At 36.1% G+C, this 22,044-nt stretch carries 17 protein-coding genes and 1 other annotated feature; of the genes, 6 read left to right on the top strand and 11 right to left on the bottom strand.

The features are described 5' to 3' along the window. The first annotated feature begins 26 nt into the window (after positions 1–26). On the top strand, positions 27–764 hold the full coding sequence (locus tag C1A05_RS03225) for a DUF3784 domain-containing protein (protein WP_102026758.1): 738 nt from the start codon (positions 27–29) through the stop codon (positions 762–764). 67 nt (positions 765–831) lie between these two features. On the opposite strand, the gene tyrS is transcribed toward C1A05_RS03225, so the two are convergent. Continuing rightward, positions 832–2,100, bottom strand: coding sequence for a tyrosine--tRNA ligase (gene tyrS / locus C1A05_RS03220; protein ID WP_102027348.1), 1,269 nt, complete (start codon positions 2,098–2,100; stop codon positions 832–834). A 58-nt stretch (positions 2,101–2,158) separates the two neighbouring features. Continuing rightward, positions 2,159–2,373, bottom strand: a binding site (T-box leader). Between the two features lie 127 nt (positions 2,374–2,500). Here tyrS and C1A05_RS03215 point away from each other — a divergent pair. The 4 genes from C1A05_RS03215 to C1A05_RS03200 all read left to right on the top strand — a co-directional run bounded on the left by C1A05_RS03215 (position 2,501) and on the right by C1A05_RS03200 (position 8,521). Then, positions 2,501–5,869, top strand: coding sequence for a transglycosylase domain-containing protein (locus tag C1A05_RS03215; protein ID WP_102026757.1), 3,369 nt, complete (start codon positions 2,501–2,503; stop codon positions 5,867–5,869). Positions 5,870–6,056: 187 nt separating this feature from the next. Continuing rightward, positions 6,057–6,698: a GNAT family N-acetyltransferase gene (locus C1A05_RS03210; protein ID WP_102026756.1), complete on the top strand. Its 642-nt coding sequence runs from the start codon at positions 6,057–6,059 to the stop codon at positions 6,696–6,698. A 12-nt stretch (positions 6,699–6,710) separates the two neighbouring features. Further along, a complete protein-coding gene (locus C1A05_RS03205; RefSeq protein WP_102026755.1) occupies positions 6,711–7,358 on the top strand; it encodes an acetoin utilization AcuB family protein in 648 nt (215 codons plus the stop codon). Beyond that, positions 7,355–8,521, top strand: coding sequence for an acetoin utilization protein AcuC (locus tag C1A05_RS03200; protein WP_102026754.1), 1,167 nt, complete (start codon positions 7,355–7,357; stop codon positions 8,519–8,521). Before C1A05_RS03205 ends, C1A05_RS03200 begins: the two co-directional genes overlap by 4 nt. 27 nt (positions 8,522–8,548) lie before the next feature. On the opposite strand, the gene motS is transcribed toward C1A05_RS03200, so the two are convergent. The 4 genes from motS to C1A05_RS03180 all read right to left on the bottom strand — a co-directional run bounded on the left by motS (position 8,549) and on the right by C1A05_RS03180 (position 12,631). Further along, the gene (gene motS, locus C1A05_RS03195; RefSeq protein ID WP_102026753.1) at positions 8,549–9,343 is read right to left on the bottom strand and encodes a flagellar motor protein MotS; all 795 of its coding nucleotides are present in this window, start codon (positions 9,341–9,343) and stop codon (positions 8,549–8,551) included. Further along, the gene (motP, locus tag C1A05_RS03190) at positions 9,333–10,160 is read right to left on the bottom strand and encodes a flagellar motor protein MotP (protein ID WP_102026752.1); all 828 of its coding nucleotides are present in this window, start codon (positions 10,158–10,160) and stop codon (positions 9,333–9,335) included. The genes motS and motP overlap by 11 nt, the downstream gene beginning before the upstream one ends. A 53-nt stretch (positions 10,161–10,213) precedes the next feature. Next, on the bottom strand, positions 10,214–11,209 hold the full coding sequence (ccpA, locus tag C1A05_RS03185; RefSeq protein ID WP_102026751.1) for a catabolite control protein A: 996 nt from the start codon (positions 11,207–11,209) through the stop codon (positions 10,214–10,216). 351 nt (positions 11,210–11,560) lie between these two features. After that, a complete protein-coding gene (locus C1A05_RS03180; protein WP_102026750.1) occupies positions 11,561–12,631 on the bottom strand; it encodes a bifunctional 3-deoxy-7-phosphoheptulonate synthase/chorismate mutase in 1,071 nt (356 codons plus the stop codon). 254 nt (positions 12,632–12,885) lie between these two features. On the opposite strand from C1A05_RS03180, the gene C1A05_RS03175 reads away from it, so the two are divergent. After that, positions 12,886–15,036, top strand: coding sequence for a cell division protein FtsA (locus tag C1A05_RS03175; RefSeq protein ID WP_102026749.1), 2,151 nt, complete (start codon positions 12,886–12,888; stop codon positions 15,034–15,036). 43 nt (positions 15,037–15,079) lie between these two features. On the opposite strand, the gene ytxJ is transcribed toward C1A05_RS03175, so the two are convergent. The 6 genes from ytxJ to C1A05_RS03145 all read right to left on the bottom strand — a co-directional run bounded on the left by ytxJ (position 15,080) and on the right by C1A05_RS03145 (position 21,885). Next, entirely contained in the window at positions 15,080–15,412 is a 333-nt protein-coding gene (gene ytxJ / locus C1A05_RS03170) for a bacillithiol system redox-active protein YtxJ (protein ID WP_102026748.1), read from the bottom strand. A gap of 20 nt (positions 15,413–15,432) precedes the next feature. After that, positions 15,433–15,825, bottom strand: coding sequence for a YtxH domain-containing protein (locus C1A05_RS03165; RefSeq protein ID WP_102026747.1), 393 nt, complete (start codon positions 15,823–15,825; stop codon positions 15,433–15,435). 19 nt (positions 15,826–15,844) lie between these two features. Next, positions 15,845–16,249 carry a DUF948 domain-containing protein gene (locus C1A05_RS03160; protein WP_102026746.1) on the bottom strand — a complete coding sequence of 135 codons (405 nt, stop codon included), beginning with the start codon at positions 16,247–16,249 and terminating at the stop codon, positions 15,845–15,847. Between the two features lie 328 nt (positions 16,250–16,577). After that, positions 16,578–17,873: a UDP-N-acetylmuramate--L-alanine ligase gene (gene murC / locus C1A05_RS03155; protein ID WP_102026745.1), complete on the bottom strand. Its 1,296-nt coding sequence runs from the start codon at positions 17,871–17,873 to the stop codon at positions 16,578–16,580. A 254-nt stretch (positions 17,874–18,127) separates the two neighbouring features. After that, the gene (locus C1A05_RS03150) at positions 18,128–19,231 is read right to left on the bottom strand and encodes a nicotinate phosphoribosyltransferase (protein ID WP_102026744.1); all 1,104 of its coding nucleotides are present in this window, start codon (positions 19,229–19,231) and stop codon (positions 18,128–18,130) included. A 188-nt stretch (positions 19,232–19,419) separates the two neighbouring features. After that, positions 19,420–21,885, bottom strand: coding sequence for a DNA translocase FtsK (locus tag C1A05_RS03145; protein WP_234998314.1), 2,466 nt, complete (start codon positions 21,883–21,885; stop codon positions 19,420–19,422). Between the last annotated feature and the right edge of the window lie 159 nt (positions 21,886–22,044).

The raw sequence follows: 22,044 nt of genomic DNA, 5'->3' as shown, positions 1-22,044 counted from the left end.
CAGATTGATTTCAAGAGGTGGATACTTTGTCGAAAAGTATGATTATCTTTGTCATTATAATGGGATGGGCTATTCTTATTCATGGTGGGCTCATTTATTTAATCGTAAAGAAAAAAGAGTACAGCTTGATTTCTGGCTTTTATAATAGGCCAGATGAAGAAAAAGAGTATCTAATACACAATGGATATATAGAAAAAATGGGAAAGGTATTTATTTATACCTTTTACTTATTAATCCTTGCCTTCCTACTAACATTATTTAACGTTCCTTTTGGGACAGAAATAGGATTCGGATTATTTATGATTGTTTTATTGGGAGGCATTGTTTATATCCAAAAGTATGAGGTACCCCACAAACGAAAAAAGTATTATTGGATTACCGGAACGGTTGCTGTTGGTACTATATTATTTATCGGTATTTTAGTAGGACTAGGTTATATGGACAATGATGTAAACATAAGTAACGAAGCTTTTGAAGTGACAGGAATGTACGGGGTAAATTGGTCTACCGATGAGATTGAAACCGTAAAGCTGCTTGAAGAGCTGCCAGAAATAATCGTTCGGAATAATGGTATGGCTACAGCCAATTTACTAAAAGGAAAATTCCGCTTAGAAGAACCATTTGGGCATGGACGATTGTTTATCCATAAAAAGAATAGTCCTTATTTATATGTAGCTACACAGAATGACTACGTTTTACTAAACCGAAAGGATTCGAATAAAACAGAAGCATTATATGAGCAATTAAAAGAGCTTGTGGAATAATGCGCTTTCGAGAGAAACATATATGTAAAAACAGATGAAATCAATTGATTTCATCTGTTTTTTTATGCTAACGATGTCGGATTAAGAAATATTTCTTTTTCCCTCTTCTTATTATCGTAAATTTACCGTCAATCTTATCTTGATTTGAAAGTACATATTGTACATCTTGCTGACGCTCTCCATTAATGTATACAGCCCCATTACCAATATCTTCACGAGCTTGGCGTTTGGAAGATGATATGTTCGCTTCCACTAATAAGTCTACTAATCCTTTTTCTACTTCTTCTAGAGTAAAGGATGGCACGTCTTTAAATCCTTGCTCAATTTCTTCACCAGTTAAGGATTTAATATCCCCACTAAATAATGCTTCGGAAATATTTTGCGCTTGTTGTAGCGCTTTTTCTCCATGAATAAGCTTTGTCATTTCCTCAGCAAGTCGTGTATGTGCAACCCGCTTTTCCGGCTCTGTTTCCACAGATTTTTCTAGCTTTAGAATTTCCTCTTTTCCAAGGAAAGTAAAATACTTAATGAATTTAATTACATCCCGGTCATCTGTATTAATCCAGAACTGGTAAAACTCGTATGGCGTTGTTTTTTCTGGATCCAACCAAACCGCTCCACCAGCTGTTTTCCCAAACTTAGTTCCGTCTGCTTTCGTAATAAGTGGAACTGTTAATCCAAATGCTTGACGTTCTTCACCTTCCTTTGAAGTACGACGGATTAGTTCGAGTCCAGCTGTAATATTCCCCCACTGGTCACTTCCACCAATTTGTAATGTACAGCCTTGGTTTTGATATAAGTTTAAAAAGTCCAAGGACTGCAAAATCATATAACTAAACTCTGTAAAAGAAATACCATTTTCGATGCGAGATTCAACGGAGTCTTTCGCAAGCATGTAGTTCACACCAAAGTGTTTACCGATATCACGTAAAAATTCAATAACACTCATATTAGAAAGCCAATCAAAGTTATCTGCTGGAACAACTTTTTCTTCTTCATCATTGGTATTTAAGATACTCGTAATTTGATCCTTTAGTTTTTGACTCCACTCTTGTACTATACTTTGATCATTTAATTGCCTTTCTGTGCTTCTACCACTAGGGTCCCCTATTAATCCAGTTCCTCCACCAACAAGTGCGATAGGTTTATGACCAGCCCGCTGGAATCGCTTCAACATAAGAAGGGGTACTAAATGGCCAATATGCAGACTATCGGCAGTTGGGTCGAAACCACAATATAAGGTAACCGTACCTGCCTCTAAATGTTTCTTTAGCCCTTCTTCGTCCGTAATTTGATTAATGAGTCCTCGTTCTTTTAAATCTTGTAAAATTTCCATTTCCATTTATCCTCCTTTTGTTTCAAGCAAATTAAAAAACCTCGTCTCTATTCCTTCGAATAGGGACGAGGTTTACCCGCGGTACCACCCTTGTTACAGCATGTATAGCTGTCACTTCATTCTATAACGGCATGAACCGTCTCCTACACAAAACAACTGTATAGAAGATGCTCCAAAACGTAATTCGTACTACTGTTTTGTACTGACTTTCACCCACCGTCAGCTCTCTAAAACATGGAACAGTATACTACTTCATTTCTTCCTTGCATGAACTTTTTGATTGTTGTCTTAAATTTATATCACAAAAATTGATTTTTAGCAAATACTAAAAACCTAAAAGTCTTTAGTCTTAACCAACTACTATGGTATAATTATGTTGGATTTTTAGGGGGTAAGGAATATGAATGAGAAATTTTTACACTTTTTCCATAAATTTAAAAAATGGTGGTCGAAAGGGAAAGTAGCCAAATTCTTTCGGATGGCAACAGATGTATCCTGGAATATTATTTTAATCTTTATTATTCTTGGATTTATTGGGGCCTTCTTTATAGGTGGCATTGGATTAGGTTATTTTGCTTCTCTTGTTAAAGACGAGCCTATCCGTGCTAAAGAAGTAATGGCCCAAAACATTTACAACTATGAGGAAACAACAGATATTTATTTTGCAGATAATAAATATTTAGGGAAACTATCTGCAGATCTACATAGGGAAGAAGTTAGTATTGAAGAAGTATCCCCATTTGTAAAAGATGCGATTATTGCAACCGAGGATGAGTACTTTAATGAGCATAAAGGGGTAGTACCAAAAGCGATTTTCCGAGCATTATTTCAAGAGTTCACAAATGCTGAAATGAAATCTGGTGGTAGTACATTAACCCAACAGCTTATTAAAAACCAAATTTTGACGAACGAAGTTTCCTTTGAACGGAAAGCAAAGGAAATATTACTAGCAATGCGCCTAGAACAGTTCTTCGAAAAAGATGAAATTCTAGAGGCATATTTAAATGTCGTTCCATTTGGTCGTGATTCATCAGGACGAAATATAGCAGGTATTCAAACAGCAGCCCAAGGTGTATTTGGTGTAGATGCGAAAGATCTTAACTTACCTCAAGCAGCTTATTTAGCTGGACTACCTCAAAGCCCATTTGGATATACACCATTTAAAAACGGCGGTCAAATAAAATCAGCAGAAGGTCTAGAAGGCGGTTTAAACAGGATGAAAATCGTTTTAGACCGGATGTATGAAACAGGAAAAATAAACGAAACACAATATGAAGATGCATTAGCCTATGATATTACAGCCGATTTTAAAGAACGAGAACCACTTCCAACACAAGAATATCCATGGTTAACCGTAGAAATTGAGCAACGAGCAGTAGAAGTCATTGCCGAAAAATTAGCTGTTGAAGCTGGTTACACGATTGAGGACTATGAGAATAATGACACATTACAGGAAGAATTTCATATCTTGGCGAGACGGGATATACGTCAAAAAGGCTATGAAATTCATACAACAATTGATAAAGAAGTTTATGACGTTTTCCAAGATATAGCAAAGAATTACGAGCACTTCACTCCAACTCATACCATTTTAAAAATAGATGAGGAAACAGGAGAAAAAATTACGGTTGATAATCCAGTACAACCTGGAGCTATGTTAATGGAAAACAGAACAGGAAAAATTATTGCATTTGTTGCTGGTCGTGACTTTGAATTGAGCCAAAACAACCATGCGACTGATACAATTCGTCCAAACGGTAGTACTATGAAGCCGCTATTAGATTTTGCCCCAGCTATGGAAATGGGTATTGTTCAACCTGCTACTCCATTCCCAGATGTTAAAAATGCTGGCGCTAATGTCGGTGATAATTGGTTACCAAATAACTATACAAATAGAGAGTACGGGATTGTAGATGCAAGAACAGCGCTCTATAATTCTTACAACATTACATCGACTCGAATATATAAAGAAATTCTATCAACAACACCTGCAACATATTTAGAGAAAATGGGATTCACTTCCCTTTATGAGGATGAGTACACAAGTGACTACGAAAACCCATCTATGGCAATTGGAAGTTTATCTAAAGGGGTTTCTGTAGAAGAAAACACGAACGCGTATGTTACTTTCGGTAATATGGGTAAGTTTGTAGATGCCTATATGATAGAAGAAATCAAAACAAAAGATGGTGAAGTTATTTACGATCATGAATCTGAAATGGTTGAAGTATTTTCACCTCAAACAGCTTATTTAACAATTGATATGATGCGTGATGTATTAACACGAGGTACTGGAACGTATGCCAAATCTGCTCTTAAATACAACAGTGTAGATTGGGCTGGTAAGACAGGTTCAACCCAAAACATTCAAGATGCATGGTTTGTTGCAACAAACCCTAATGTTACGATAGGAAGTTGGATAGGATATGATGAATACGATGCAGATTTAGATGGTAAGGCAGATAGTCATATTCACCTAAACTATAATCGGGATACAAACCTCGGATATAGTGCAAGAAATATTCAACTTTGGGCAGAGTTAGTAAACGCAGCGTCTGATTTAAGACCTGATTTGATGATACCTGACCAAGGGTTCCAAAATCCAGGTGGAATTGTATCCAGAAGTGTATGTGCCGTTTCTGGACTGTTACCTAGTGAAGCTTGTCAAAAAGCAGGACTTGTAAAAACGGACATCTTTAATGCAAAATTTGTACCTACAGAAAAAGATTACAGTCTATTAGAAGGTAGCTATGTAACAATTGATGATAAAAAATATGTCGCAATTGAAGATCAAACACCGGAAGAATTCACGGAAGAAGGATTTATTTTGAATCCAGAGTTCTTAAAAGACCGTGGTTGGGATAAAGTACATGATTTAAAAGCACTTATACCAAGCGGTGAAAACTGGCAAAAGATCCTACTACCGGAAACTGAAGATTTACCAAATGACGGGAAAGCTCCATCATCACCAAGAAATGTAACGATTTCTGGGAACACATTACGCTGGAGTGCACCACCAGAGAAAGATGTAATTGGTTACCGGATTTATCAAGCTAATGAGCCAGGACAAGAAGGAAAATTAGTTGGCAGTACGAAGGAAACGGAATTCCAATTGCCATCCAATAATCAAGCATACTTCGTGAAAGCAGTAGACTTCTTTGGAGAAGAATCAAGCTTCTCTGATGGCGCTATTCACGGTGAAATAAAAACTGAGGTTGATCCTGTAACAAACATTTCAGCCAAAGTAAAGGAACGAGATGTAACAATTACGTGGTCAAATCCTTCGATGGACGACTTTAGCCATGTAAAAATATTTCGTGGTTCTTCTGTCATTGCCAACAATGTTAAAGGACAAAGCTACGAGGACAGCGACGTAAAACCAGGCTCATACACCTATACAGTTGTTGTCGTGAATAAAGATGGACAGGAAAGTGATGGAAGAAGTGTTAAAGTGACAATTGGTGATGCTGAAGAAACGGATGCACCACCAGTTGATGAAAAACCTGAACCAGTTTCAGTGATTTCAGTAGATTCGATAACTGATAAAAGTGCTGTTATAAACTTTTCTCCAATCAGCGATAAAGATGTGGTAGAAGTTAATGCCTACAGAGATGGAGTTAAGATAAGTACTGCTAAGCCTCGTTCGGGTAAAATTACTATTAAAGATTTAGACCCAAACATAGAATATATAATTGTATTACGGGCAGTAAATCAAGCCGGATTGGAAAGTAAAGATGTAACAGTTGAGTTTACAACGAAAGAATCATAAATAATAAAGTAATATCAGAATTATTTTTGTAATCAAAGAAGGATGAGATAAGTACTCATCCTTCTTTTTATAATTATTTTTTATCAATTGCTACGATATTTTCATAATCGGGAAACAAATTCTTTTTGAAATTCGTGTATAATGTTACTATCTAGAAAAGTGACTACTCATTTAGGTGGTGTTCGGAATGGATCATCAAAAGACATATCATTCCACAAAGATAGAAACAGATCAAGGTACCATAACAATTGAAGGGCCACTTTCATCAGATCAATTGGAAACCTATCATTTTCACGAAGGCTTAAAAGCGTTTCGACCTCCAAAAAAGCAATTGGAAGCACTCGTCCAAATTGCTGACTTTGATGAGGGAAGAATATTAGTTGCAAGAACAGATGATACGATTATTGGCTATGTTACGTTCCTTTATCCAGATCCATTGGAGAGATGGTCAAAGTTTCAAATGGAAGATTTATTAGAGCTAGGTGCTATTGAAGTAGCTAGTCCTTATCGCTCTTATAAAATTGGCTCGACATTATTAAAAGTATCCATGTTGGATCCATTTATGGAAAACTATATTATAATTACTACCGAATATTATTGGCATTGGGACTTAAAAGGAACTGGATTGAATGTGTGGGAATATCGACACGTAATGGAGAAAATGATGGGCGCAGGGGGATTAAAGCCTATGCCTACAGATGATCCAGAAATCGCATCTCACCCTGCAAATTGCTTATTAGCTTATATCGGGAAAAATGTTCCAGAAGAATCTATTAAACAGTTCGAAGAGTTACGATTCTTAGGTAGAACAAATCAAGATTGGTATTAGAGGGGGATTTCCATGCTAGTTGAAGAAATTATGACAAGGGATTGTATTACACTCCCGCCTCATGAAAAAATTGAAACCGCTTTAAAAAAATTAAACCAGCATCGTATTCGGCATATCCCAATTGTAAATGAAGAACAGGAAGTAATTGGGATTGTATCCGATCGTGATGTTCGTGATGCCAGTCCTTCCATTTTTGATCCTCCAGAGAAATCAGAAGTTCTCCACCATGAAATTCAAACAATTATGTCTAAACCTGTAATAACGGTACATCCATTAGACTTTATTGAAGATGTTGCTAGTATTTTTTACGAGCATGAGATTGCCTGTGTTCCAGTTACAGAAAATAATAAATTAGTTGGTATTGTTACAGAAAAGGATGTGTTATATACTCTTATTCAATTAACAGGTATTCATGAACAAAGCTCTAAGATTGAAGTGAAGGTAGATAATAAAATCGGAATGTTGCCGGAAGTTACGAATACGATTGGCGAATTTAAAGTAAATATATCCTCTGTCTTAGTTTATCCGTATAAAGATAATCCGAACAAAAAGATTTTAACATACCGAATTCAAACCATGAACCCTTTACCTATCATTGAGGCATTGAAAACAAAAGGCTTTGAGGTATTATGGCCAAACATACCTGGGATCTCACGATGAACTGTAAATCAGCATTTATTTACGCAGAGGATTATAAGAGCTATCATTTTCGGACAGATCACCCTTTTAATCAACTAAGGGTTCAATCTACTTATGATTTATTAAAATCTAGTGGTGCACTATCAGATACTCAAGTCCTCTCTCCACGTACAGCAACAATAGAGGAGCTAAAACTTGTGCATGATGAACGGTTTATTGAAGCTGTTATTGCTAGTAGTAATGGTCAACTAAAGGAACAAGATGCTGCCGAATTTGGATTAGGTACGGAGGATACCCCCATTTTTTCCGGAATGCATGAGGCAGCTTCTCTTCTCGTCGGAGGAACTTTACAAGCAGTTGATTATGTTTTAGAAGGTAAAGGACAACACGCCCTAAACTTAGGTGGTGGGTTACATCACGGGTTTAAACGGAAAGCATCTGGGTTTTGTATTTACAATGATGCTGCTATTGCGATTGCTTATATAAGAAAACATTATAATGTAAAGGTTCTATATGTTGATACGGATGCCCATCATGGAGATGGTGTACAGTGGTCCTTTTATGATGATCCAAATGTTTGTACATTATCCATTCATGAGACTGGACGATATCTATTCCCTGGTACCGGAAACGTAAATGAGCGAGGAATTAAAGAAGGCTACGGGTATTCCTTTAACATCCCAATAGATGCATTCACAGAAGATGAATCCTTTCTACAAATCTATGAAAAAGCGTTTCGAGAGATTATGGATTACTTTCAACCGGACATTATTGTGACGCAAAATGGAGCAGATGCTCATGCTTACGATCCATTAAGTCATTTATGTGGCACGATGAAAATCTACGAATATATTCCCATGCTAGCACATGAATTAGCTCATACATACTGTGACGGGAAATGGATTGCACTTGGTGGTGGTGGATACGATATTTGGCGGGTCGTTCCACGCGCTTGGGCTCAAATATGGAATGTGATGAATGACCAAAAGCCTTTTTCTGGTTCATTACCGAAAGAATGGATTGATAAATACCAGTCGAAGTCTCTTGTTCCATTACCAGACACTTGGCACGATCAACCGAATTTTTATAAACCAATACCTCGCAAAAAGGAAATTACGGAGAAAAATGAACAGACCCTAAACAAGGCATTACAATTTATTTGGAATCGTTACAATAAGCCTTAACGTAAAAAAGTGCTTGATTCATACGAATCAAGCACTTTTTTCTTGCTCTGGTTCTAATATTACAATTTCTACTCTACGGTTTTTTTGCATATTCTTATCCGAATTATTCTCTGCAACAGGCCTTGTATCTGCAAAGCCACTTGATTGGAATCGTTCACTGTCTAAGGTTGTATTATTTTCAGTCAAATAGCGAATCACACTACTTGCGCGAGCTGATGAAAGCTCCCAATTGGACGGATAACGATAGGTTGCGATAGGTCTACTATCTGTATGACCCTCTACCTTCACATCATTTGGAATTTGGCTCAATAGCTTACCAACTTTATCTAAAAAAGGTTTCCCCTCATCAATAATATTGGCTTCCCCAGATTCAAACAAAATCTTTTCTGATAAAATTAACACAACTCCACGATCGGTACGATTTGCTGTAATAACATCCTGAAGTCCCTCATTCAGTAAGAACTTATTTACCTCTTCCATTACTTTAGCCAACTCATCTTCTTGGTCTCGTAAGCCTTGTTCCTCGCCAACATCCTGTTCTTCAGATTCATCATCGACAGAGGCAAGCTCATCTTCATCAGGGTTATCAATCGTATCTCCAAGTTCAGAAGGTGTTTCGGCTGGAACGATGGAAGGTTGAAAGTCAAATATTACTCTATCTCGATAAGATTGAGCTACCGTTTGAAATTTTTCCGCATCAATTTGAGAAATGGAAAATAGTAAAATAAAAAATACGAGAACAAGTGTAATCATATCTGCATAAGTATTTATCCAGCTGGAAGTACTTTGCTTTTTTTTATTACTTTTACGTCTATACTTCATTGACGGTCTCTCCTGCAACTTCCTGTTCCATCGCCTCTTCTTCCACTTTCCGCTTCTGCTCATCGGAAAGGAATGCACTAAGCTTTTCCTTTAAAATATTCGGATTTTGCCCAGATTGTACACCAATGATACCTTCAATAATAATTTGCTTTAGAAATACTTCTTCGTCTGTCTTATTTTCCAATTTACCTGACATCGGAATAAATATTAAATTTGCCAGCAAGGTTCCATAAAAGGTAGTTAAAAGTGCAACAGCCATACTTGGGCCGATTGTTTCTGGATTTTGTAAATTATTTAACATTAAAACAAGTCCAATTAAAGTACCAATCATTCCCCAAGCTGGTGCATAATCACCGGCTTTAACAAGAATTGTTCTACCCTTGTCATGACGTTCTTCCATAGCTGCTATTTCTGCATTCATGATATCTTGGATTACTTCCGGTTCGATACCATCAATTGCAAGCAGTATACCTTTTTTAATAAACGGATCATCTACATTTTCAATTTCCGATTCTAAAGCGAGCAATCCTTCTCTTCTCGCTTTTTCTGAAAGTGTTACAAACGTATCAATTAGAGTTCGTAAGTCATGGTCATTCTGATTAAAAGTCTCTTTAAATATTTTAAACGTTAGTCTCAAATCACGAAAACCAAAGTTTACAAGCAATGCCCCTAATAATCCACCTAGTACAATTAATATAGATGCTACATCAAGAAAAGTGGTCATTCCACCTAAACCACCATTTGAGTATATACCTAGGAAGACAACGGTGATCCCAACAAATATCCCGATAGCAGTAAGTATATCTTTACGTTTCATTGCAGTTTCTCCCCAATCAAAAACATGTCTTTCTCTTTATATCGGACAATTAATTACTTTGTTGAGTCTCTTTCAATAATTCTATGTGGAAGAATTACATTTTGCTCGTCTACTGTTTCCTTATTCATATACTTCGTTAATAACCGCATTGCAACAGCTCCAATATCATACATAGGTTGTACTACCGTTGTTAATGTTGGTCGTACCATGGATGCTAATCGAGTATTATCAAAACCAACTACCTCAATATCTTGCGGTACAAATAAACCGTTATCCTGTACACCATGTATTGCACCAAGAGCCATTTCATCAGAAGCAACAAAGATCGCAGTAGGCTTTTCTTCTAACTTCAAAAATTCCGCAACTGCATCCATACCCGCTTGATAAGAATAATCGCCATTTATAATCAGCTCATCCTTCATATCCAAGCCAGCTTCCGTAAGTGCCTTTTTATAGCCATTGAGTTTTTGAACATCCACATCCGTATCAAGAGCCCCTGATAAAAGTGCAATTCGTTTATTACCGCTATCGATTAGTTGTTTTACAATTTCATATGAAGCTTCTTCATAATTTATATTTACCGACGGAATTGTCATCGTCTTATCTACGGTAGCAGCTAATACAACCGGTACAGGAGAGGATTGAAATTCTTTAATATGCTCCTCTGTAATTTCACCACCCATGAATACAATTCCATCTACTTGTTTACCTAACATCGTATTTATTAAGTGAATTTCTTTATTTTTGTTTTGATCCGAATTACTTAAAATTATATTATACTTATACATTGTAGCTATATCTTCAATTCCGCGAGCAAGCTCTGCGAAAAAAACACTCGAAATATCTGGAATAATAACTCCTACTGTTGTTGTCTTTTTACTAGCTAATCCCCTTGCTACTGCATTTGGTCGATATCCTAATCTGTCAATTGCCTCTAAAACTTTCTTCCTAGTAGCAGGCTTTACATTTGGATTTCCGTTCACTACACGAGAAACTGTCGCCATTGATACATTTGCTTCCCTTGCCACATCATATATTGTTACGTTCATTTCCTTGTTTTCCTCCTTCATTCTAGTGCTTTATTAGCACCGAGCGAACCATTACTGTTCCATTAATATTATAATGATACGATACTATGAATAAACAAGCAATTACTATGAAAAATTTAACGAATTATTAATTATTATAGAATTACCCACATTTTGTTATCCTATGTACTACATCATCTTACCAGATTAAGAAGGCAGGTGCTTAATGTAAGCCCATATGTGACCGTTTTTTCTACCTCTCTCTGTTTTGTAGTCTGTAGTAGCTATATCAACTTAAAGCACTAAAAAAAATTCCAAACCCATATAACAATATATGAGTTTGGATCTTTAATAAAATATTTCCATCTTTTATTATCTTCTTTCAAACTTAAATAATTCATTCATAAAATTTTCAAAAGTTGGTATATCCATTTGTTGTTGGGAATCAGATAATGCTACTGCAGGATCTGGATGTACTTCCGCCATAACCCCATCTGCACCGATAGCAATTGCTGCCTTAGCAGTTGGTAGTAGTAAATCCCTTCTACCAGTAGAGTGGGTTACATCTACGAATACCGGTAAATGTGTTTCTTGTTTTAATATAGGAACAGCTGAGATATCTAACGTATTTCGAGTTGCTTTTTCATACGTACGAATACCTCGCTCACAGAGAATGATATTTTCATTGCCACGAGACATAATGTATTCAGCAGCGTTAATAAATTCAGAAATCTGCGCTGCTAAGCCTCGTTTTAATAGCACTGGTTTATTTACAGAGCCCGCCGCTTTTAACAATTCAAAGTTTTGCATGTTACGTGCGCCAATTTGGATGACATCAATATAATCCAAGGCAGTTTCCACATCTGCTGGATTTACGATTTCACTAATCACTGCTAAATCATATTCATCTGCTACTTGCTTTAAAATTTGCAGACCTTCTAAACCAAGACCCTGGAAATCATAAGGAGATGTACGAGGTTTAAAAGCCCCTCCTCGAAGTAACTTCAAGCCTTGGCTTTTGACTGCTTTTGCAACTTCGGCTACTTGCTCATAGCTTTCCACTGCACAAGGACCCATTACATAATGTACTTTACCATCCCCTATTGTTTCACCTTTAATGGAAACAACAGTATCTTCTGGTTTCTTTTTACGTGAAACTAATAAAGCCTTGCTATGATCATCCTCTTGAAGCTCAAGACTCATTTTAAAAATTTCTTTAAAAAGATGTTGGATTGTAGAATATTCAAATGGCCCATTATGGTGTTCTAAAATTTTATTTAGCATATCTCGTTCACGTACTGGGTCAAATCGATTCATACCTTGCTTTTCTTTCACTTCACCAATTTGTTGAACAAGCTCACCGCGCTTATTAATTAGCGATAAAATTTCTAGATTTAGATGATCTAAATCTTCTCTTAACTGATCCAATTGCTCATTACTCACGTTACATCTCCCCCATCTACGTTTATTAAATGAAAAGTTTATGATACATTTTAAATAGAAAAGCGTAAGAGTAATTATACTAGTTTCTTACGCTAAACATAAAATCATATGGTAAGATTTTTATACTTTAAAGCTATATAACTTTAAATTTCTAAAGTTTAAAAATTATTATAGCTAATTACAAACAAAATGTCACCATCTACCAGTAGATTTTTTTAGAATTTTCATATTTTTAGAAGGGGATCGAATATAGAATGGAAAAAATTGTAGCATTTGATATAGGAACACGGTCAGTAGTAGGTATTATGTTAGATAAACAAGAGGGACGCTATGAAGTTACGGATTTCGTATCAGTAGAACATAAGGAACGGTCTATGTTAGATGGGCAAATTCACGATATTTTGTCTGTATCAAATACAATTATCGAAGTGAAAAAATTGCTTGAGGAGAAGCATGGTCCTATTCAAAAAGTATGTGTTGCTGCAGCTGGTAGAGCGTTAAAAACTTTACAGACAACCGTAGAAAAAGATATTACAAATCAACCGTTAATAACAACAGATGATATTTTACATTTAGAATTAAGTGCTGTTCAACAAGCCCAATTCGATTTGGCCAACGAAATGCAAGACGAAAGCACCAATTACTACTGTGCAGGTTATTCCGTATTGCACTATAAGTTAGACGGAAGTGAAATAGGATCCTTAATCGACCAAACAGGTAAAAAGGCAGAAGTAGAAATTATAGCTACCTTTCTTCCTAAAGTAGTTGTAGAATCCTTAATTTCTGCCTTACACCGTGCTCAGCTGGAAATGGACGCCCTAACCTTAGAGCCCATTGCAGCAATTAATGTTTTAATACCACCATCGATGAGAAGATTGAATGTTGCATTAGTAGATATTGGGGCTGGGACTAGCGACATTGCGATAACAAATTATGGGACTGTGATCGGTTATGGAATGGTGCCTATTGCAGGAGATGAAATTACAGATGCAATAAGTCAGCATTATTTGCTTGACTTTCCCCTTGCCGAGAAAGTAAAACGAGAAATTACGACAAATGGAAAAGCAATTGTACAAGATATATTAGGATTTGAATCCGAGATTACCTTAGACGAGCTTTCTAACCATATTAATGAAACCATTGAGCAGCTAGCAAATGGAATCTGTGAAGAGATCTTACAACTAAATCACAAAGCACCTCAGGCTGTTATGCTAGTGGGTGGTGGTAGCTTAACACCAAATTTAACAAAGAAAATAGCAGAGCTGTTAAAACTACCAGAGAACCGGGTTGCCATTCGGGGTACAGAAGCTATACAAGATCTACGACAATCTACTGGCATCTTACCTGAAGGACCAGCATTTGTAACGCCAATCGGTATTGCGATAGCTGCTAAACAAAATCCCATTCATTATATTACCACCTATGTGAATGAACGGCCTGTTCGATTATTTGATTTAAAGCAGTTGACAGTCGGGGATGTCTTACTAGCTGCTGGTATTCAAATGAAAAAGCTATATGGTAAACCAGGTATGGCGATTATGGTGAACCTAAATGGGAAGGATATTACGATTCCAGGAACACTCGGTAACGCTCCTACTTTATTACGAAATGGAGAAAATGCCACATTAAAGGACACCATAGCTGAGGGAGATAGAATAACCGTCATACCAGGTGATGATGGTAAGGACCCTGTTCTAACAGTGGAGGAATTAGTAGGAGAAGTCCCACAGTTAGAAGTTTTGTATAATGGAAATTCCTATCAGATTTCAGAGCAAATTATCATAAATGGAATCAAAGCACAGCCTAATACTTTTTTGCAGGATCGAGACATCATTATTATGCAACCTATCCAAACGATACAGGATTTTCTTTATAGAATTAAAGAAGAAAGTTTGTTAGCAAATATTAAACCATTTACCTTTGTATTAAATAATAAAAAGGTAGAACTTCCTAAACCATACATGTCTATTTTACGAAATCACAAACCTGCTACACCAAATACAACAGTTAAAAATGGGGATCATATCCGGACCACGACCTTAGAAAAAATAACTGTAAAAGAGGTAGTTCAGTTACTAGATATGAATGTAAACGAGGAATTACCTGTAACGTTCAATGGGAAGAAATATGTAATACAAAAGCCGATTAAAACCTTTTATCGAAATGAAGAGCCGTTAAATGAAGAAGAATATATTCACAATGGAGAACAATTAGTTACACATAGTAAAGAGTCTGAACCATTTATTTTCCAAGATATATTCCGCTATATTGATATTGATTTATCGAATTTAAAAGGTAAACAATTTAAACTATACGTGAACGAGAAGGAAGCAAACTTTATGACACCATTAGCACCTCACGATCAACTGAAATTAATATGGGTGGAATCCGCATTTCACGAATAGAATACGTCAAAGTAAAAAAGAGCCAAGTTAATTGGCTCTTTTTTTACATATATTGTTTGTCTACATCCAATAAGGCTTTTTTCGTTACATCCCAATGAGAAGCGTTCCAAACAATCTTATTCTTTTGAAATAATAATGCTTGCGGGGATTCATGCTTAACCCCATATTTCTCTGCAATCTCGTTCGATAACGGTCTTGCTTCCTGAACATGTAGTATGTATGTTGGGGTTTTACTTTCACTAGCATAGTTTTCAAACTGTACTTTCGCCTCTGCACTGATTGGGCAGGCTATACTATGTTTTAACAGAAAGAACGTATCATCTTTTTCTGTAATTTTTTCGAATTCCTCAACTGTTTCAATTAATTGTAGATCCATACATATCTCCCCTAAAAAATCTACTTGTTTTTTTCGAGTTCCTCAGCAGCCTCTTCAATTGCATCTGCAATGTCTTCAACTGCATCCTCAACATCGTCGCTTTTGGAACGAAATTCATAAACTTTATCTTGAATTTGGTTTTTGGTGTTTTTCACTCGTTCTCCTAAGCCTTCTGTTTTTTCTAAAGCAACTGTTTTCCATTCTGCACTTTTTTCAGCAGCAACATCTTTCCATTCCTCAGCACGTTCCCGAACATAATGTGCACCTTGATTTATATCTTGGCGTAATTCTCTTCCTGATTTCGGTGCAAAAAGCAAGGCTACGGAAGCACCTACAATACCACCAATAATAGTACCTAACAAAAAGTCTTTACTATTTATATTTTGATCTTGATTATGGTTGTTTTCTGCCATGACCATTCCTCCTTATATGTTATCGTTTGTATTTTTTCCATAGCTCCATGATAGCTTGTCCCCATTTAACAGCTTGGGCCGCACTTTCTTTATTTTTTTCAGACTCCACAACGATTTCATTCGAAACTTTTTGTAGAGACCCATTAAACTGTTTAACAGAGTCACCAATTCCTTGAATACCTTCGACTAAATTATTTAACTTTTGGGATTTCTCCATAATGTCTTCGGTTAAGCGATTGGTTTTGTTTAATAAAGCGGTAGTCTCCATGGTGATTCCTTCCATTTGCTTCTCAAAACCTTCTAAAGTACTGGCTACATTATTTAACGTACGTTGTGTTGCTTTTAAGGTACCCGCTAAATAACCTACTAGAACTGCAAAAGCAACTGCAGCGATTATAGCTGCGATGTAGAGCAGAATTTCCATATTCCATCTTCAACTCCTAACCATGTATATATATATTTATTGCAAGCTGTAACACGAACTATTAAGGTATATATATAATGTAACCTTGTTAGCAATATTCGTCAAATCATGAAACATTTACTAATACAATCATTTTATACCCTATTAAGTTTATGTAAAACATGCATACTTTATCCATCCCCAAATAAGAAAAATTACGGATAGAAAACTGTGTGGACTAGCTTCGCATTGTAAATGAACAAAATAGAAAAGCAAGAATAAAACGACCTTAACCTACCTTTAGGGGCACAAAAGCCTCTTCAACACATGCGTTAAAGAGGCTTTCTCATTAAAATAATTTTTCGTATTCTTCTTGATATTTTTGAATATCTCCAGCTCCCATAAAAATGAGCACACTATTTTCATGAAGTTTTAACACTTCTGTGTTTCCTAATTCTAAGACGCTTGAGTTTTCTACTTTTTCTTGTAAGTCTTTTATTGTTAAAGTAGCAGCCTTTTCTCTAGCTGAGCCAAAAATTTCACACAAATATACATGATCTGCTAGGTTTAAGCTATCAGCAAATTGCTGCATAAATGTTTTTGTTCGTGTAAACGTATGCGGCTGGAAGATTGCTACAATATCCTTCGTTGGATATTTTTTTCGGGCTGCGTCAATGGTTGCCTGTATTTCTGTTGGGTGGTGTGCATAATCATCAATCAAAATTTGACTATTTTCCCACTGCTTCTCTGTAAATCTACGTTTAACACCTTTAAAGTTTTTTATTTCCTTTATGTTTTCCGCTTCGATTCCTTCATACTGGCATAACGCAATAACGGATAGAGCATTTAACACATTATGGGTACCAAAGAATGGAATTTCAAATGTATCATAATAGGTATTCCGTACAAAAACATCAAATGACGTTCCGTGTTCTGTCTCTTGAATATTTTTTGCTTGAAAATCATTTCCCTCTGAAAGACCGTAATAAACGACAGGAACCTTTGTTTGAATTTGCTGAAGCTGCTCATCATCACCGCAAGCAATAATTCCTTTTTTCACTTTCATTGCCATCTCTTGAAATGCATCAAATACATCTTCCACACTTGTAAAATAATCTGGATGATCAAAATCTATGTTTGTCATGATGGCATAATCTGGTTCGTAAGCAAGGAAGTGTCTGCGATACTCACAAGCTTCAAAAACAAAATATTTACTATTTTCTTCTCCTACACCTGTGCCATCACCAATTAAATACGATGTAGGTTCTACCTGTGATAACACATGCGCAAGTAAACCTGTAGTCGATGTTTTTCCATGAGATCCAGTTACGCCAATGCTAATATAGTTTTGTAACCATTCACCTAAAAACTCATGATAACGATAGAAAGGAAGACCCAACTCTTTTGCTTTTACAACCTCTTCATGGTCATCTGAAAAGGCATTTCCAGCAATAATCGTTAGACCTTCTGTTATGTTATTTTCTGAAAAGGCCATCATTTTTATATTTCTTTTTTCTAAAGCATCTTGTGTAAAAAAATGTTTATCAATATCTGATCCTTGGACATTTTCTCCTGTATCATGAAGAATTTGTGCTAAAGCACTCATTCCCGTACCTTTTATACCAATAAAATGGTAAATAGTCATATGTTGGACCTCCACAAATCTTTATCTCCGGTTTATTATATGTATTCGCCTAAAACATGTTAATTTTTTTGTTTCCAAGTTATTATAACAAATTCCCAAGTAAGAGTGAATGTTATACATTGGAAATTTTCTATTGAAATCTCTTCTATACCTTGATCGTGCGTACCATTTTTTAATAAAAGTTTTATTTACATTTATCATTTTATGGCTAAACATCATAATAATACCCTTGCTAGGATAGCAAGGGTATTTCTTTATTCAAATTCCACTTTTTCTAATCTCGGATTTGGTCGTAACCTACGTCCTTCTTTAGCTTGCGGTTCGCCGTTTAACATAACATTGTCTCCAGTAAATCCGATGTTTACCTTTAATAAACTACTTCCTACCCCATACATATCAACAGGAACCTTTAATTCTTCAAATTTACGTATGCGATCTTCTGTAAATCCTCCTGTTGCACATATTTTGACATGTTCAAATCCTTCTTCATCCAGCGCTCTCCTTAAAGCAAATAGAAGCTCTGGATTCACTCCCCTAGGGTCAAAGCTTCCCATTAAATGTGGATTGCGGAAAAAATACTGATCTACGAGTGTTCTGGATGTATCAAGACGAACGGCACTTAGTTTATCTCCAAAGGCTCTTGCTACCTTTAATGAATCTGTAATGACATCATTATTATAATCAACTAATGCCATAAGGTCATCATTCGGAAAGGTTTTATAATACGCCTTTGTTGCTTCCACAACATCGCCATTAAAAATTTGAATTAATGCATGAGGCATTGTTCCCATACCTTCTTTGCCCCACCATTCATTCATAGCATGTGTTGCTTGCGCAGTGGACCCACCGATGTATGCAGCATAACCATCCCCTGCTTGTTGGGTATAATGGTCATCCCGGTCTCCCATGAAAATGACTGGCTTTTGCTTTCCTGAAGCACGTGCCGCTTTTACTACATGGTAGACATTTGTAGCAACAGATGTTCTTCTAGCTAATATTCCATCAATGATTCCTTCTAAATATCCAAAGTATTGATATGGACCTTTAATCGTTAGTACCGTTTCAAATGGTGTAATTTTGTCTCCATCCTTTAAAGAATGAATTTCAAGTTTTTCTGGATGCTTTGCAAAGGTATGAATAAGTGCAATTACTTCATCCGTACCACATAATACAGCATTCTTCTTTTGGAAAAACTGCATGGTAACAATGTTATCTGGCTTCTCCTTTTCGACAATTTCTCGAGTTTTCAAAAAATATACTGCCGAAAACCAACCTTCTCGGATACGCTCATCAAACTTGAATGTTTTATTTGTAAGTCGTTTAATTTCTCCTGAAAGCTTTAATTCTAATTCTTTCATTTTGAATACCTCTTATAAATTTTTTCGTTTATGCATAAACGTTTTCACAGCTTTACATTATTTTAACACGTTTACATGAGATATAAAGTTATTTGCTACTCTTTAGTATCTAAACAAAGTACTCAATATGTTATTTTTTTTAGTTTTTACAAGGATTTTAATGTTATAAGCAATACTTAGAAATCTGCTTATTCGAATACATTTTTAACTTGTTCTTTATCTAATAAAACCTCACGAGGCTTACTGCCATTTTGCTCTGAAATGAATCCCTTTGCTTCCATTCGGTCAATCAGTCGTGCGGCACGATTGTAGCCAATACTAAATCTTCTTTGTAGTAATGACGTACTAGCTTTTTTTTCCTCTATGATTAGATGAACTGCTTCCTGCAATAAATCGTCTTCTTCTTCATCAAAGCTTACATTTTGAATTAAATCCTCTTGCTCAAATAAATAATTCGGTTCCGCTTGTTTTTTCACATAGCCCGTAATTCTTTCTATTTCTTGATCCGAAACATAGGCACCTTGGATACGTTTTACTTTACGTACCCCATTTTCTAATAGAAGCATATCTCCTTGTCCTAAAAGCTTATCAGCACCATTCGTATCAATAATGGTACGAGAATCCACTTGTGAAGAAACACTAAATGCCATTCTAGTAGGTATGTTTGCTTTTATTAATCCGGTAATAACGTCTACAGATGGGCGTTGTGTCGCTAATAGTAAGTGAATACCACAAGCGCGTGCTTTTTGTGCAATTCTACAAATTGCATCCTCTACATCATGTGGGGATACCATCATCAAATCTGCTAATTCATCTATAATAATAACGATGTAAGGCATTTTTTCACCATTTATCACATTAGCCTTTACTTTTTCATTATATCGGTCGATATCACGCACGCCTTCACGTGCAAAGGCTTCGTAACGATGCTCCATCTCCTCAACCGCCCACTTTAAGGCATTTGTTGCAGCTTTTACATCTGTAATAACAGGAGCAACAAGATGTGGCAAATGATTATATGGTGTAAGTTCTACCATTTTAGGGTCTATTAATAAAAATTTCACATCATCCGGTGAAGCTTTATACAGTAAACTTACTAAAATGGTGTTGATGCTTACACTTTTTCCAGAGCCAGTTGCTCCAGCAATAAGGCCATGTGGCATCTTTTTCAAATCAACTACGATAGGCGTTCCCTCAATATCTAATCCAAGGGCAACCGATAAATTCGAGCGATGCTCCTTAAAAGCCTGACTTTTAAGCAATTCAAGCATACTCACTGTTTGTCTTGACTGGTTCGGCACTTCAATACCAATGGCATTTTTACCTGGTATAGGTGCTTCAATTCGAATATCCTTTGCCGCTAGGTTTAGTTTAATATCATCAGCTAAATTTACAATTTTACTTACCTTCACACCTACATCTGGCTGTACTTCAAACCTAGTCACAGCAGGTCCTTTAACTGCTTTTAACACTTTAGCTCGGACATTAAATTCCTTTAATGTTGTAGCTAATCTGCGCATTTGCTCTTGTATCCAATGCTCATTTCCATCATCTTTTACTGGTATATCATCTAATAAATGTAATGGAGGTATTGTATTGATGGTTCGTATGGCTGAACCCTTTTTTTCTTGTAACCGCTCTTTATCCTCTGTTGTCATCATGACATTAAATGGAACAGAAGCTTTACTACTATGATTCTGGTTAAGCGTAGTCTGTGCTGAACTTGTTACTTGCTGTTTTAGTTCTGACTTTTCCTCGGCTTCTTCTAAAGACCGTTCTTGTTCAACCATATTTTCATGCCCTACTTTTTCCTCTTGTTCCATGGCATTTACAGTGTCCGTTATTTCGACCTTTTCGTCTGTATCCATTTTCATTGATTCTTCGTGCAGAACAATATCTTCAAATACTTCTATATGTTCATGTTTTTCTTCTTGTTCGACTCTATTTATAGCTTCTGTATCTTCCTCTTGATTAATGAAGCCTTTATCTTCTTCTTCCTTCGTTTTCTCTAAAGGGGTATATTGCTTCTCTTCATGGCGATCCATTCGCGTTTTCACATCGGTAAAGTTGATCTCTTCTTTTTGTACTTCATCGCTTGTCAGCCCTTGAAAATAAGCATCCTCCATGGTTCGTCTTTTTCTACTTCTTTCCCTTTTTATATTCGCATCAAATGGTATTACATTTGGAATATTATAGTCTGTTGATATGGGGTCTTCACCCGTTTGCTCCCTCGGACTGTTTAAATCACTATTTCGTTTTCTTATGTATGCAGGTGTATTCGATACTTCCTCTTTATGAGCATCATTTCGTGCACCAAAACCATATATAGGCGAAGGGACATCTGTCCGCTGAAAAGCACGTTTAGATACTTGTTGTCCCTTATCTTCACGTTTAGGCATTTCTTCCTTTATGACATTTGTAGTTACATTTCTAGTAGGTTGAGAGGTCTTCCTTTCAACCCTTCTTGTTTTCATTTCTGGTCGGTTATAGAATAACGGCACATTATCTTTTTGCGGATATTGATAAGAAATACGCGCTTGAATAGGACGACTTTTCGTTGTATCCTGCTCACGAAATTGCATCCTTGCTTTCTCCGAGTATTCTTCTTCTTCAAGAAACGTTTTTTTATACCATTTTTTAAACCACTCGATCATTCCATTCACTCTTTTCAAAAAACTAATATTCGACAATCTATTATTTTCATTATGATTTGAAAATCAATAAAAATCAATAGGATGCCAATACATATCCTATAAGGAATGAGTACTAGCATCCTATAAAAAAGGAAACCTTCCATTAACTTTTTCGATTTT

Origin of the sequence: Salirhabdus sp. Marseille-P4669 (assembly GCF_900240405.1) — a bacterium.
Classification (GTDB): Bacteria; Bacillota; Bacilli; order Bacillales; family Alkalibacillaceae; genus OEQK01.
This window is presented reverse-complemented; position numbering and strand designations above follow the sequence as displayed.